Source organism: Pseudomonas sp. FBCC-B545 (genome assembly GCF_059134095.1).
The window spans coordinates 4,717,003-4,730,121 of record NZ_CP101441.1 but is presented as its reverse complement, the minus strand read 5'-3'; the positions used below and the strand labels follow the sequence as shown (position 1 = coordinate 4,730,121).

Below are 13,119 nucleotides of genomic sequence, written 5' to 3'. Positions count from 1 at the left end.
GAGCCGACCTGATCGTTGAAGCTTGCGCGTACCCCTGTGGGAGCGGGCTTGCCCGCGATGGTCGTTAACGATGGCGCAGGAAATCAGGATGAACGCGGCGCCCTCCAGTTTTTCGCGGGCAAGCCCGCTCCCACAGAAAAGCAGAAGCGCCGCCAACGTATCTACGATGCGTAGCGAGTCGCTTTTGATCTCGATCTCAAGCGCCCCGTTAAACCACGCTGGCCGAAAGCAGGCTTGAAGCCGTGGGTAACCCGGCAGGACGCCGGGTTAGCCGTCCTGGGCCAAGGATGGCCCATGACGGCGCCCCACGGTTTCAAGCCGGAGAGAGGGCACACCGAGCCTGGGCGAGGTGCCGAGTGGTGGGGCAAGATGCAGAGATCAGCGTGAATCGGCATCCCACACCCAATTCCATACGCCTGGCAAGTGCACGGGGTCGCTTACGACCTTCACCGTACGTGCCAGCGCCGCCTGTTGAAGCTGGGTAGTGTCGGTGTAGAAAGGCTCGACAGCGGTGTTCAAACCGTTGATTTGCGCGCTGTCCATGAGGATCTGCAAGTACTCCTGCATATGTCGCGCGGTGTAGCGGTTGATATCGTGGAAGGTCACCACCACGGGGATCACGCCGTCCACCGTCGGTAATTCGCCCAAGGCAATGCGTTCACGTACCAGTGACAACTGCCGGTACAAATTGGCCCGTCGGCGCGGACTGCCATTAAAACCCCAGATCTTGCCGTCGTTGGCGCTCAGGTCCGTCAGCAACACCTGCATGCCATGCCGCTGGTAGGCGGCGAAGGTGCGTTTGTCGTAGTTCCAGAAGGGCGGGCGTACCAGCACCGGAGGCGTGCCGGTGATGTTGGCGATATCGGCGGCACCTTCGGTCAGGGTGCGTTCCAGTTCGGCATCGTTCAGCCAGCGGTGGTTGGTGTGAAACGCCGTTGCCGTATGGAATGCCAGGATATGGCCGGCGGCGTATTCGCGCTCCATGGTCTTGCGCCCCCGGGAACTGCCGCCGGAGCGGGCTGCTTCGGTCTGCAGGAAGAACACCGCCTTGATGCCCGGCAGCACTGGGTTGTGCGCCAGGTCGGCAACCACTGAGCGGCTCGGGTTGTTGTAGCCCGAGGCGCTGGGGCCGTCATCGAAGGTCAGCAGGAAGCGGATCGGTGCCTGGGTTTGCAAGCGTTGCTGGCTTGCCGGCGTCAGGGCAACAGGTGCGCCGATGCAGCCGCTCAGGCTCAGGGCCATGGCCAACAATGCGCTTGCTGTGGCAAGGGATCTCATGAGGGGCGCAGGCTCGATAGGGGCCGCTGTCAAAGGGGATCAGCAGCGGCAGGCGCGCACCATACCTTAAGTCTGGCGCCGGTTTACAGCAGACTTATCGGGTAGCTGACGATCAACCGGTTTTCGTCGAACTCATTGTTGCTGTAGTCCCGGCGCATGCTCGAATTGCGCCAGCGCACATTGAAATTCTTCAGTGCGCCGCTCTGCACCGTATAGCCGACTTCACTTTCACGGCCCCATTCCTTGCCGTCGCTGATGGTGCCGGTGTGCACGTTGCTGCCGCTGATATAACGGTTCATCAGCGTCAAGCCGGGTATGCCGAGAGCGGCGAAGTTGTAGTCGTGGCGCACTTGCCAGGATTTTTCCTCGGCGTTGTCGTAACTCGAGTTATAGCTGTCATTGGCGAGGGTGCCGCCACTGGTGCCATTGACGCGCATCCAGGCGCTGTTGCCGGTGAGTGTTTGCAGGCCGACGTAGAAGGTGTTGCCGCCGTACCTGGCGGAGAACAGGCCGGACCAGGTTTTGTTGTCCAGGCTGCCTGCGCGGGCGCTGCCGTCGTCCTTGCCGTAGAAGAACCCGAGGTTGGCGCCGAGGGTCCAGTTGCCGACGGGCTGGCTGTGGATCAGGTTGATGAATTGCTGACTGTAGATGTCCTTGAGCTGGGCGTTCCATACGCCGACCTGGGTGCGCTTGTCGTTGAACGCATATTCGGCACCCTGGAAGTTGAAACGGTCGGAAGTAAATGCAGCTTTACCGAACATCGACATGTCGCTCATGCTGCCGTCATCACGCGGGCTGTTGGCGCGGAACTGGCCGCCATACAGGGTCAGGCCGTCGATTTCCTTCGAGGTGATCTGCCCACCGCGCAGGGTCTGCGGCAGGGAGCGGCCGTCATCCGAACGCAGGATCGGCAACACTGGCATCCATTCGCCTACCTTGAGTTCGGTCTTGGAAAACCGCGCCTTGAAGGCCACGCCCAGGCGTCCGAATTCGTCCGCCGGCCGGCCATCATGGTCCAGCGGCAGCAACTGGGTGCCGCCCGTGCCGCGTCCGCCATCGAGCTTGAGCGAGTACAAGCCGAGTACATCCACACCAAAACCCACGGTGCCCTGGGTGAAGCCCGACTTGGCGTCGAGGATGAAACTCTGCGTCCACTCCTGCGCACCGCCCTGGGCCTTGGTCGGGTTGGTGTAATTGCGGTTGAAGAAGAAATTACGCAGGTTGAGATTGGCGCTGGCGTCTTCGAGAAAACCGTGTTCTTCGGCGATAGCGGGAAGGGCAAGGCTGGCGACAGCGGTCGCCAGCAACAGCTGACGCGGTTGGAAAGTGCTCATGGTGTCGGACCTGTTGTTATTGGGGTTATGCAGGTGGCGGCCATGGTGCGCGGCGGTGTGGGGGCGATTCAATCGGGGCAGGGTAGGTTGTGGGCGATGATCGAACGCAAGTTGGCGGGGTAATAATCCAGGCATAAAAAAACCGCTTCCGGTGAGGGAAGCGGTTTTTTTACACCTGCACTATCAGAACAGCTTCAAGGGCGGTGCTTCTTCTTTCAATGGCTCGTTCTGCGCGGTCTGTTCGTTCCAGCCACCGCCGAGGGCCTTGTACAGGTTGACCTCGCTGGTCAGCTGCGCAAGGCGGTCGGTGATCAGCGATTGCTGGGCACTGAACAGCTGGCGCTGGGCGTCGAGGAAGGTCAGGTTGCTGTCGACACCAATGCGGTAGCGACGCTCGGCCAGGCGGTAGTAGTCCTGGTTAGCCTCGACGAAGCCACGTTGGGCGTCCAGTTGCTGCTTGTAGGTCGCCCGTGCGGCAAGGCCGTCGGAAACTTCCTGGAAGCCGGTCTGGATCGCCTTCTCGTAGTTGGCCACGTTGATCTCTTTCTGGATCTTCGAGTAGTCCAGGCTTGCGCGCAGGCTACCGGCATTGAAGATCGGGATGTTGATCTGCGGGGCGAACGCCCAGGTGCCCGAGCCGCCTTTGAACAGGCCGCCCAGGGTAGGGCTGGCGGTGCCGGCGCTGGCGGTCAGGCTGATGCTCGGGAAAAATGCAGCACGGGCCGCGCCGATATTGGCGTTGGCCGCCTTGAGGTTGTACTCGGCCTGCACAATGTCGGGACGACGTTGCAGCAGGTCCGATGGCAACCCGGCAGGCACTTCGCTGAGCAGGTTATCCGACAGCGGCTTGCTGGCGATATTCGCCGGCAGGCCGGTGCCCAGCAGCAGGGTCAGGTTGTTTTCGTCCTGAGCCACTTGGCGGGTATACCGGGCCAGTTGGACCCGGGCGTTTTCCACCGAGGTGCGTGCCTGGCTGAGGTCCAGCGCCGAGGCCACGCCGACTTCGTTGCTGCGCGAGGTGAGCTTGAAGCTCTGCTCGAAAGCACCGAGGGTGTCCTGGGTCAGCTTGAGCAGTTCCTTGTCGGCCTGCCAGGTCAGGTAGGCATTCGCCACGCTGGCCACCAGGCTGATCTGGGTGCTGCGCCGCGCCTCCTCAGTGGCGAAGTATTTTTGCAGCGCTTCTTCACTCAGGCTGCGTACGCGACCGAACAGGTCCAGCTCGTAGGAGCTGATCCCGAGGCCGGCAGAGTATTGGCTGCTGATGCCTGCTTCGCCGGTCTGCGACAGCTTGGCCGGGGTGCGCTGGCGGCTGCCGCTGCCGGTGGCCGACACGGCCGGGAACAGGTCGGCACGCTGGATCTGGTACTGCGCCGCATAAGCGTCGATGTTCAAGGCCGCGACACGCAGGTCACGGTTGTTCACCAACGCGGTCTGGATCAGCTGTTGCAGGGCAGGGTCATGGAAAAACTGCTTCCAGCCTTGCTCGGCAGCGGCCTGGCCCGGCGCCTGGGCCGACGAATACGCCGGCCCCTGCGGGAACTGCGCGGCCACCGGCGCATCGGGGCGCTGATAGTCGGGTATCAGCGAGCAGCCACTGAGCACGAATGCCGTGACGGCTAGGGAAAGTAGCGACTTGCTCATTGGCCAGCCTCTTTAGGAGTTTCAGTAATGACTTTCTTTTTGCGTTCGCCAGCCGAGGACACGGTTGCATAGAACAGTGGCACCCAGAAGATCGCCAGCACGGTGGCGGTGATCATACCGCCGATTACGCCGGTACCGATTGCATGTTGGCTCCCTGAGCCTGCGCCACTGGAAATCGCCAGCGGCAGTACGCCGAGCACGAACGCCATGGACGTCATGATGATCGGGCGCAGACGCATCCGCGAAGCTTCGATCGCCGCCTCGACGATGCCTTTGCCTTGCTCATGCAGCTCCTTGGCGAATTCCACGATCAGGATGGCGTTTTTCGCCGCCAGGCCCACCGTCACCAACAAGCCCACTTGGAAGAACACGTCGTTGGACAAGCCACGCATACTGGTAGCGATCAGCGCACCGATCACACCCAGTGGCACTACCAGAATCACCGCAATCGGGATCGACCAGCTTTCGTACAGTGCCGCCAGGCAAAGGAATACAACCAGCAGCGACAGTGCGTACAGCGCAGGTGCCTGGGAGCCGGACAGGCGTTCTTCATACGACAGGCCTGTCCAGGAGTAGCCGATGCCGGCCGGCAGTTCCTTGGCAATGCGTTCGACTTCCGCCATCGCGTCACCGGTACTGTAGCCCGGCGCCGGGGTACCGAGGATTTCCATCGCCGCTACACCGTTGTATCGCGAGAGCTTCGGCGAACCGAAGATCCACTTGCCCGACGAGATGGCCGACAACGGCACCATCTTCCCGGAGTCGCTGCGCACGTACCATTTGTCCAGGTCTTCCGGTGCCATACGGCTGGCAGCGTCACCTTGCACATACACCTTCTTCACACGACCACGGTCGATGAAGTCGTTGATGTAGCTGCCACCCAGGGCAATGGCCAGGGTCTGCTGGATATCGGCGAGGCTGATGCCCTGGGCGCTGGCTTTCTCGTCGTCGACGGTCAGCTCGTACTGTGGTTCATCGTTCACGCCGTTTGGACGTACGCCTGCCAGTACCTTGCTTTGCGCCGCCGCACCGAGGAACTGGTTACGTGCAGCCATCAGCTTGTCGTGGCCGACGCCACCCTGGTCTTGCAGGAACACGTCGAAACCAGTGGCGTTACCCAATTCAAGAACCGAAGGTGGCACGATGGCGAATACCATTGCGTCCTTGAAGGCTCCGAAGAAATAACCCTGGGCCCGCTTGGCGACTTCGAATACCGATTGGGTCGAGTCACGTTCATCCCACGGCTTGAGCATCACAAACGCGAGGCCCGAGCTCTGGCCACGGCCGGCGAAGTTGAAGCCGTTTACGGTAAACACCGAGTTCACAGACTTGCCTTCGCCTGGCTCGCCTTCCTTGTCATGCAGCAGGAAGGCCCGCATGTCATCGATGACTTTCTGCGTACGTTCAGCCGAAGAACCGACCGGTGTCTGCACCTGGGCAAAGATCACGCCCTGGTCTTCCTCAGGCAGGAACGCGCTCGGAATACGGGTGAACATCCAGATCATGCCGGCCAGGATCAGCACATACACCAGGAATGCCGGGATCTTGTGCTTGATCATGCCGCCCACGCCGCGCTCGTACTTGAGTACGCCGCTGTCGAAGGTGCGGTTGAACCAGCCGAAGAAGCCGCGCTTGGGTTGGCCGTGCTTTTCCGGATCGATCGGCTTGAGCATAGTGGCGCACAAGGCCGGGGTGAAGATCAGGGCAACCATGACCGACAACGCCATCGCCGAAACAATGGTGATGGAGAACTGGCGGTAGATCACCCCGGTGGAACCACCGAAGAACGCCATCGGCAGCAGTACCGCCGACAGTACCAAAGCAATGCCCACCAGGGCGCCCTGGATCTGGCCCATGGACTTGATCGTCGCTTCTTTGGGCGACAGATGTTCCTCGGCCATTACCCGTTCGACGTTTTCCACGACCACGATGGCATCGTCCACCAGCAAGCCGATGGCCAGGATCATGCCGAACATGGTCAAGGTGTTGATGGTGAAGCCGCACGCGGCCAGGATCCCGAAGGTACCCAGCAATACCACCGGTACGGTCATGGTGGTGATGATGGTGGCGCGGAAGTTCTGCAGGAACAGGAACATCACCAGGAACACCAGCACGATCGCTTCGACCAGGGTGTGAACCACACCGGAGATCGATTCGGTCACCACCGGGGTGGTGTCATACGGCACCACCGCCTTCATGCCCGGCGGGAAGAACGGTTCCAGGGACTTTACTGTTTCGCGGATGGCCTTGCCGGTGTCCAGTGCGTTGGCACCCGCCGCCAGCTTGATGGCCATACCCGAAGCCGGCTTGCCGTTGAACTGCGCACTGATGCTGTAGTTCTGGCCGCCCAGCTCGATACGCGCGACGTCACCCAGGCGAACCTGGGAGCCGTCGGTATTCACCTTCATCAGGATCTTGGCGAACTCTTCAGCGCTTTGCAGGCGCGTCTTGCCGATGATGGTAGCGTTCAGCTGGGTACCGGGCAGGGCAGGCAGGCCGCCCAGTTGGCCGGTGGCCACCTGCACGTTCTGCGCCTTGATGGCGTTGCTGACATCCACCGGGGTGAGCTGGTAGTTGTTCAGCTTGGCCGGGTCGAGCCAGATACGCATGGCGTACTGCGAACCGAAGACCTGGAAGTCACCCACGCCCGAGGTACGGGAAATCGGGTCCTGGATGTTGGACACGATGTAGTTGGACAAGTCGTCCTTGGTCATGCTGCCGTCTTCCGACACCAGACCGATCACCATCAGGAAGTTCTTCACCGACTTGGTCACGCGGATACCCTGTTGCTGCACTTCTTGCGGCAGCAGCGGGGTGGCCAGGTTCAGCTTGTTCTGCACCTGGACCTGGGCGATATCCGGGTTGGTACCCTGGTTGAACGTCGCGGTGATGGTCATGCTGCCGTCGGAGTTACTGTCCGAGGCGACATAACGCAGGTTGTCGATACCGTTGAGCTGTTGCTCGATGACCTGAACCACGGTGTCTTGCACGGTTTGTGCGGACGCGCCTGGGTAGGTCACCTGGATATCAATGGCCGTTGGCGCAATGGCCGGGTATTGGTTGATGGGCAACTTCAGGATCGACAGTGCCCCGACCAGCATGATCACCAGGGCAATTACCCAGGCAAAAATGGGACGGTCGATAAAAAATTTCGACATGGATTACTCCCCTTGACCAGCAGCGGCAGCAGGCGCTGCAGCAGTACCGGCGGGTTTGGCGTTGTCGGCGTCCTTGACCTTGACTTCGATACCCGGCTTGATGAATTGCAGGCCCTCGGTGATCACGCGGTCACCGGCGTCAAGGCCTTTTTCCACCAGCCAGTACGCACCGGCAGTGCGGTTGGCAACCAGCTCGCGTTGCTCGACCTTGTTGTCCTTGTTCACGATCAGCGCCGTCGGAATGCCCCTGAGGTCACGGGTCACGCCTTGTTGCGGAGCGAGAATGGCCTTGCTGTTCACACCCGCTTGCAGCTGGGCGTGCACGAACATGCCCGGCAGCAGCACATGGTCAGGGTTGGGGAACACGGCACGCAGGGTCACGGAACCGGTGGTCTGGTCGACCGACACTTCGGAGAATTCGAGCTTGCCGTCCTGGGCGTAAGGCGTGCCGTCTTCCAGGGTCAGCTTGACCTTGGCCGCGTTGTCGCCGGCTTTCTCCAGTTGGCCACTGGCAAGGTCGCGACGCAGCTTCAGCATTTCAGCCGAGGACTGCGTAACGTCGACGTAGATCGGGTCCAGTTGCTGGATCACGGCCATGGCATCGGCCTGACCATTGCTGACCAGTGCGCCTTCGGTGACCGAAGAACGGCCGATACGCCCGGAGATCGGTGCGAACACCTTGGTGTAGCGCACGTTGATCTGGGCGCTCTGCAGGTCGGCTTCGGCGGTCATGCGGTCGGCGACGGCGGTGTCGTATTCCTGGCGGCTGACGGCCTGTTCATCGACCAGTTGCTTGTAGCGGTCGGTGATCGACTTGGTCTGGGTCAGCTTGGCCTGGGCGCTCTTGAGTGTCGCCTCATAGACCGACGGGTCGATCTGGTACAACTGCTGGCCTTCCTTCACATCCGCGCCTTCCTTGAACAAGCGCTTGAGAATGATGCCGTTGACCTGAGGCCGGACTTCCGCGATGCGATAGGCCGTGGTGCGGCCTGGCAACTCGGTGGTCAGGGTAAAGGCTTGCGGTTGAATGGTGACCACGCCGACCTGAGGGGTTTGAGCGGGCGGTGCCGCTTCTTCCTTTTTACATCCGCTGAGCAGCGATGCCAGGGCGACGGCAGTGACCAGAGCGGTAACAGCTGGCTTAAGTTGCATGAAGATCCTCGGGTCAGGCGCGCAGGGTGCGCACAAGAAGTGTGGAAGGGTAAAAAACAGGCTGTGAGTAGATAAGTAGCTTGCTACGCAATATACTTACGTTCATGGTTGTTTGTAAACTCTTGACAGGCCGTGCGCAATGTTGACAAAGCAGCGCCCCAAGCCTCGATTCTAGTACGTTCGGCGCCCATGACGGCGTCGTCCCACAATTATTCAGATGATGGTCAAGCACCATCCACAGTGTCCCGATTGAGGTTTTACTGCCATGGTTCGTCGCACCAAAGAGGAAGCTCAGGAAACGCGCAGCCAGATTCTCCAAGCCGCTGAGCAAGCCTTCTATGAGCGTGGCGTGGCGCGCACCACCCTGGCGGACATCGCCGCGCTGGCGGGAGTGACGCGCGGTGCTATCTACTGGCATTTCAGCAATAAGTCCGACTTGCTTCAGGCATTGCTCGACACGCTGCACGAGCCCCTGGACGAATTGGCCCGCGCCAGTGAAAGCGAGGACGAAGTCGACCCGCTGGGCTGTATGCGCAAGTTGCTGATTCATCTCTATCATGAAGTGGCCCTGGACCCGAAAACCCGGCGCATCAACGAAATCCTGTTTCATAAGTGCGAGTTCACCGATGAAATGTGTGACATGCGCCGCCAACGCCAGACCCACACTCTTGAATGCAACCTGCGTATCGGCTTGACGTTGCGTAACGCGGTCCATCGCGGGCAACTTCCAGAAACGCTCGATACCACCCGCGGGGCCATATGCATCCATGCGTTTATCCACGGTCTGATCGGACAGTGGCTGTTGGTGCCTGACAGTTTTCAACTGCATCAAGACGCCGAGCGCTGGGCTGACATAGGGCTGGACATGCTGCGCCTGAGCCCCAGCCTGCGCAATTGAGACAAAATGCGTAATTGCGTCCAGTTGTGTCAATAGTAAAGACCAGAGACAGTCAATCGTCCCTTTGCCTGAATGGCGGGGTGACTTTATATACGGGCTGGCCTGCGGTTGATAGGTAGCCGGCTAAGTATTTTGTAGCGATATTGTTGCGGTTCTGTGAAGCAATGTTTCCAAGAGCCTACATACAGTCAAAATGTGGGAGGGGGCTTGCCCCCGATAGCGGTGTGTCAGTCAATGATGTGTTGACTGAGCCACCGCTATCGGGGGCAAGCCCCCTCCCACTTTGTTTTTTGTTTCAGTCAGTTAGATCGGCAGTGTCGGGTAATCGATATAACCCACCGGGCCTTTGCCATAGAAGGTTTCCGGGTGCGGCTCGTTCAACGCTGCATCCGCCTTCAAGCGCGCCGGCAGGTCTGGGTTGGCAATGAAGGGAATACCGAAGGCCACGGCATCGGCTTTACCTTCGGCCAGCCAGGCGTTGGCGCTGTCCTTGGTGAAGCGTTCGTTGGCGATGTACACGCCGCCGAAGGCCTTTTTCAGTTGTGGGCCGAGGCTGTCCGCGCCTTCTTTTTCACGGGAGCAGATGAAGGCGATGCCACGTTTACCCAGTTCGCTGGCGACGTAGGTGAAGGTTTCGGCCAGGTTGGCGTCGCCCATGTCATGGGCATCGGCACGCGGTGCCAGGTGCACGCCCACGCGGCCGGCGCCCCAGACTTCGATGGCGGCGTCGGTCACTTCCAGCAACAGGCGCGCACGGTTTTCCAGGGAGCCGCCGTATTGGTCGGTGCGCTGGTTGGTGCTGCTTTGCAGGAACTGGTCGAGCAGGTAGCCGTTGGCGCCGTGGATTTCCACGCCGTCAAAGCCTGCAGCCTTGGCGTTCTCGGCACCTACGCGGTAAGCGTCGACGATGTCGGCGATTTCAGCGGTTTCCAGGGCGCGTGGGGTCGGATAGTCGGCCAGTGGGCGAACCAGGCTGACATGACCTTTGGCCTGGACTGCGCTTGGGGCCACCGGGGTTTCGCCGTTCAGGTAGGACTCGTGGGAGATGCGACCCACATGCCACAGTTGCAGGAAGATCTTGCCGCCCGCGCCGTGCACGGCCTTGGTGATGTTGGCCCAGCCGCGCACCTGGTCGTTGGACCAGATGCCCGGGGTGTCCGGGTAGCCCACGCCCATGGGTGTCACGGAGGTGGCTTCGCTGAGGATCAGCCCAGCGGAGGCACGCTGCACGTAGTACTCGGCCATCAGCGCGTTGGGCACACGACCGGCGTCGGCGCGGCAGCGGGTCAGCGGCGCCATGATGATGCGGTTCGACAGTTCCAGGTCGCCCAGTGTGATCGGATCGAAAATAGTCGTCATGGGATAACACCCTTCTCTTTAAGTGGATTGATCAGTTGGTCGCAGGGGCCAGGTCGGCGTCGCCGCTCTGACGGAAAGTGATCAGGGTCACCAGCAGGGCCAGGATCGCCAGTGCTGCGGCGGCCAGCGGCACGCTGGTCAGGCCGAAACCATGGGCGATCACGCTGCCACCGACCCAGGCGCCAAGAGCGTTGCCGATATTGAAAGCGCCGATGTTCAAGGTGGACACCAGGTTCGGTGCTGCTTTGCCGAAGGTCACTACGTTGATTTGCAGCGCCGGTACGGCGGCAAACGAAGCGGTGGCCCACAGGAACAGGGTGATTTCGGTGGGGATCAGCGCGACGCTGGTCCAGGACAGGACAGTTGAGACCACCGCCATGCTGATGAACACGCCGATCAGGGTGGCCGCCAGGCGTTTGTCCGCCAGCTTGCCGCCGATAATGTTGCCCACGGTCAGGCCCAGGCCGATCAACAGCAGGGTCCAGGTCACGCCCTTGGGTGACACGCCGGTGACATCGCCAAGCAGCGGTGCGACGTAGGTAAAAAGGGTGAACATGGAGGCGGCGAACAACGCTGTCATGCTCAGCGACAACCAGATTCCGGCACCTTTGAGGGCTGCCAGTTCGGCGCGCATGTCGAGTTTTTCTTCGTCACGCTTTGCCGGCAAGAAGCGGATCAAGCCGATCAAGGCGATCACGCCAATCACGGTCACCGCCCAGAAGGTTGAGCGCCATCCAGCTTGCTGGCCCAGGGCGGTGCCCAGCGGTACGCCGAGCACGTTGGCCAGGGTCAGGCCGGTGAACATCAAGGCCACGGCCGAAGCGCGCTTGTTGGCTGGTACCAGGTTGGCCGCCACCACAGAACCAATCCCAAAGAAGGCACCGTGGCACAGCGCCGTGATGACGCGGGCAAACATCAGCACGTTGTAGTCACTGGCCAGGGCGCAGAGCAGGTTGCCGACAATGAAGATACCCATCAACGCTACCAGGGCGGCCTTGCGTGGCAACTTGGCGGTGGCCAGTGCCATGAACGGCGCACCGATGGCTACGCCCAGGGCGTAGCCAGTAACCAGCCAGCCGGCGCCGGGAATCGACACGCCCAAGTCCGCCGCCACATCGGGCAGCAGCCCCATGATGACGAATTCGGTGGTGCCGATGGCAAAGGCGCTGAGGGCCAGTATGAGTAGCGAGAGGGGCATCTACGTTTCCTTTATTACAGCGGTGCGCTCATATCGGCGCTGAGTTCGGTGGTGAGCGCCGCGAGAAAGGCCTGGATCACTGTCTCGTTGCGTTTGAAAAAGTGCCATTGCCCGGCCTTCTGGCTGCTGATCAACCCGGCCCGTTGCAAGGTGGCCAGGTGGGCCGACACGGTCGACTGGGACAGGCCGCAGCGCTGGTCGATCTGCCCGGCGCAGATGCCGTATTCGTGGTTGTGCAGTTGCTCGGGGAATTGCACCTTCGGGTCTTTCAGCCAGGTGAGGATGTCTCGTCGTACTGGGTGCGCCAGGGCTTTTATTATTTCGTCGAGGTCAATGGACATGGCAGGTGCTCGGTGTCGTAAAGCGTTATATCGCGATGAGGCGAACTTTAAATCGGTCTATCCCGATATACCAATATGAATTTGATCTGAGGTCAGACTGAATCGGTATATCGGGTTATAACGATACGTTGAAGGCAGTGGTAGACTGCGCGCCATGAATTATCTCGCACATCTGCACCTGGGCGGCCAACTTCCTGCGCAACTGCTGGGCAGCCTCTATGGCGACTTCGTCAAAGGTCGCTTGCAGGGCCAGTTCAGCCCGCAAATCGAAGCGGCGATCCAGCTGCATCGCTCCATTGACCGTTTTACCGATAGCCATGCGCTGGTGGGCGAGGCGTTGTCGCGTTTCAGCCTGACCCGCAGGCGCTATGCCGGGATCGTCCTCGATGTGTTTTTCGACCATTGCCTGGCGCGGGATTGGGCACTGTATGCCGACCAGCCCCTGGAGCGTTTTACCTCGCAGGTGTATCGCGTGCTGGCGACCGAACCCGCTTTGCCGGGGCGGCTGGCGCAGATTGCGCCCTACATGGCGGCGGATGATTGGCTGGGCTCGTATCGCGAGTTTGCGGTGATGGAGCAGGTGCTGCGTGGGATTTCGCGGCGGCTGACTGACCCAGACGCGTTGGGGTTTGCGATGCAGGAGTTGCGGGTGTTGTATGAACCACTGAGCAGAGACTTCAGTGAGTTCTACCCAGAGTTACAGGCATTCGCACAAACCCAGCAGGCTACACAGAATTAAATGTGGGAGGGGCTTGCTCCC

Annotated in this window: 10 protein-coding genes; 2 read left to right on the top strand and 8 right to left on the bottom strand. The window is 60.7% G+C overall.

The window, feature by feature from the left end:
- Positions 1-378: 378 nt before the first annotated feature.
- The 5 genes from NMB39_RS21930 to NMB39_RS21910 form a co-directional block, all read right to left on the bottom strand.
- A complete protein-coding gene (locus NMB39_RS21930) occupies positions 379-1,278 on the bottom strand; it encodes a polysaccharide deacetylase family protein (RefSeq protein WP_494340066.1) in 900 nt (299 codons plus the stop codon).
- A gap of 83 nt (positions 1,279-1,361) precedes the next feature.
- On the bottom strand, positions 1,362-2,612 hold the full coding sequence (locus NMB39_RS21925; protein ID WP_306957321.1) for an OprD family porin: 1,251 nt from the start codon (positions 2,610-2,612) through the stop codon (positions 1,362-1,364).
- Between the two features lie 183 nt (positions 2,613-2,795).
- Positions 2,796-4,253, bottom strand: a complete 1,458-nt coding sequence (gene adeC, locus NMB39_RS21920; protein ID WP_057021970.1) for an AdeC/AdeK/OprM family multidrug efflux complex outer membrane factor — start codon at positions 4,251-4,253, stop codon at positions 2,796-2,798.
- Positions 4,250-7,411 carry an efflux RND transporter permease subunit gene (locus tag NMB39_RS21915; protein ID WP_057021971.1) on the bottom strand — a complete coding sequence of 1,054 codons (3,162 nt, stop codon included), beginning with the start codon at positions 7,409-7,411 and terminating at the stop codon, positions 4,250-4,252. The genes adeC and NMB39_RS21915 overlap by 4 nt, the downstream gene beginning before the upstream one ends.
- A gap of 3 nt (positions 7,412-7,414) precedes the next feature.
- Positions 7,415-8,563, bottom strand: coding sequence for an efflux RND transporter periplasmic adaptor subunit (locus NMB39_RS21910; protein WP_043050009.1), 1,149 nt, complete (start codon positions 8,561-8,563; stop codon positions 7,415-7,417).
- Between the two features lie 265 nt (positions 8,564-8,828).
- On the opposite strand from NMB39_RS21910, the gene NMB39_RS21905 reads away from it, so the two are divergent.
- Positions 8,829-9,461 (top strand): TetR family transcriptional regulator, encoded by a 633-nt coding sequence (locus NMB39_RS21905; protein ID WP_043050010.1) that lies wholly within the window; start codon positions 8,829-8,831, stop codon positions 9,459-9,461.
- A 303-nt stretch (positions 9,462-9,764) separates the two neighbouring features.
- Here NMB39_RS21905 and NMB39_RS21900 read toward each other — a convergent pair whose 3' ends face one another.
- From NMB39_RS21900 to NMB39_RS21890, 3 genes are read right to left on the bottom strand one after another with little or no spacing between them, the layout of a single operon-like run.
- A complete protein-coding gene (locus NMB39_RS21900; protein ID WP_057021972.1) occupies positions 9,765-10,820 on the bottom strand; it encodes an alkene reductase in 1,056 nt (351 codons plus the stop codon).
- Positions 10,821-10,851: 31 nt separating this feature from the next.
- Positions 10,852-12,018, bottom strand: coding sequence for an MFS transporter (locus tag NMB39_RS21895; protein ID WP_057021973.1), 1,167 nt, complete (start codon positions 12,016-12,018; stop codon positions 10,852-10,854).
- 14 nt (positions 12,019-12,032) lie between these two features.
- The gene (locus NMB39_RS21890; RefSeq protein ID WP_306957328.1) at positions 12,033-12,359 is read right to left on the bottom strand and encodes an ArsR/SmtB family transcription factor; all 327 of its coding nucleotides are present in this window, start codon (positions 12,357-12,359) and stop codon (positions 12,033-12,035) included.
- Between the two features lie 154 nt (positions 12,360-12,513).
- Between NMB39_RS21890 and NMB39_RS21885 the strand changes: the two genes are divergently transcribed.
- Complete coding sequence (locus NMB39_RS21885; protein ID WP_306957329.1) at positions 12,514-13,098, top strand: acyl carrier protein phosphodiesterase; 585 nt, start codon at positions 12,514-12,516, stop codon at positions 13,096-13,098.
- The last annotated feature ends 21 nt before the right edge of the window (positions 13,099-13,119 follow it).

Bases quoted from the DNA above. Each gene is read 5' to 3' on its own strand.
- NMB39_RS21915 (WP_057021971.1), bottom strand. From the start codon at position 7,411: ATGTCGAAATTTTTTATCGACCGTCCCATTTTTGCCTGGGTAATTGCC.
- adeC (WP_057021970.1), bottom strand. From the start codon at position 4,253: ATGAGCAAGTCGCTACTTTCCCTAGCCGTCACGGCATTCGTGCTCAGT.
- NMB39_RS21895 (WP_057021973.1), bottom strand. From the start codon at position 12,018: ATGCCCCTCTCGCTACTCATACTGGCCCTCAGCGCCTTTGCCATCGGC.
- NMB39_RS21910 (WP_043050009.1), bottom strand. From the start codon at position 8,563: ATGCAACTTAAGCCAGCTGTTACCGCTCTGGTCACTGCCGTCGCCCTG.
- NMB39_RS21930 (WP_494340066.1), bottom strand. From the start codon at position 1,278: ATGAGATCCCTTGCCACAGCAAGCGCATTGTTGGCCATGGCCCTGAGC.
- NMB39_RS21900 (WP_057021972.1), bottom strand. From the start codon at position 10,820: ATGACGACTATTTTCGATCCGATCACACTGGGCGACCTGGAACTGTCG.
- NMB39_RS21925 (WP_306957321.1), bottom strand. From the start codon at position 2,612: ATGAGCACTTTCCAACCGCGTCAGCTGTTGCTGGCGACCGCTGTCGCC.
- NMB39_RS21885 (WP_306957329.1), top strand. From the start codon at position 12,514: ATGAATTATCTCGCACATCTGCACCTGGGCGGCCAACTTCCTGCGCAA.
- NMB39_RS21905 (WP_043050010.1), top strand. From the start codon at position 8,829: ATGGTTCGTCGCACCAAAGAGGAAGCTCAGGAAACGCGCAGCCAGATT.
- NMB39_RS21890 (WP_306957328.1), bottom strand. From the start codon at position 12,359: ATGTCCATTGACCTCGACGAAATAATAAAAGCCCTGGCGCACCCAGTA.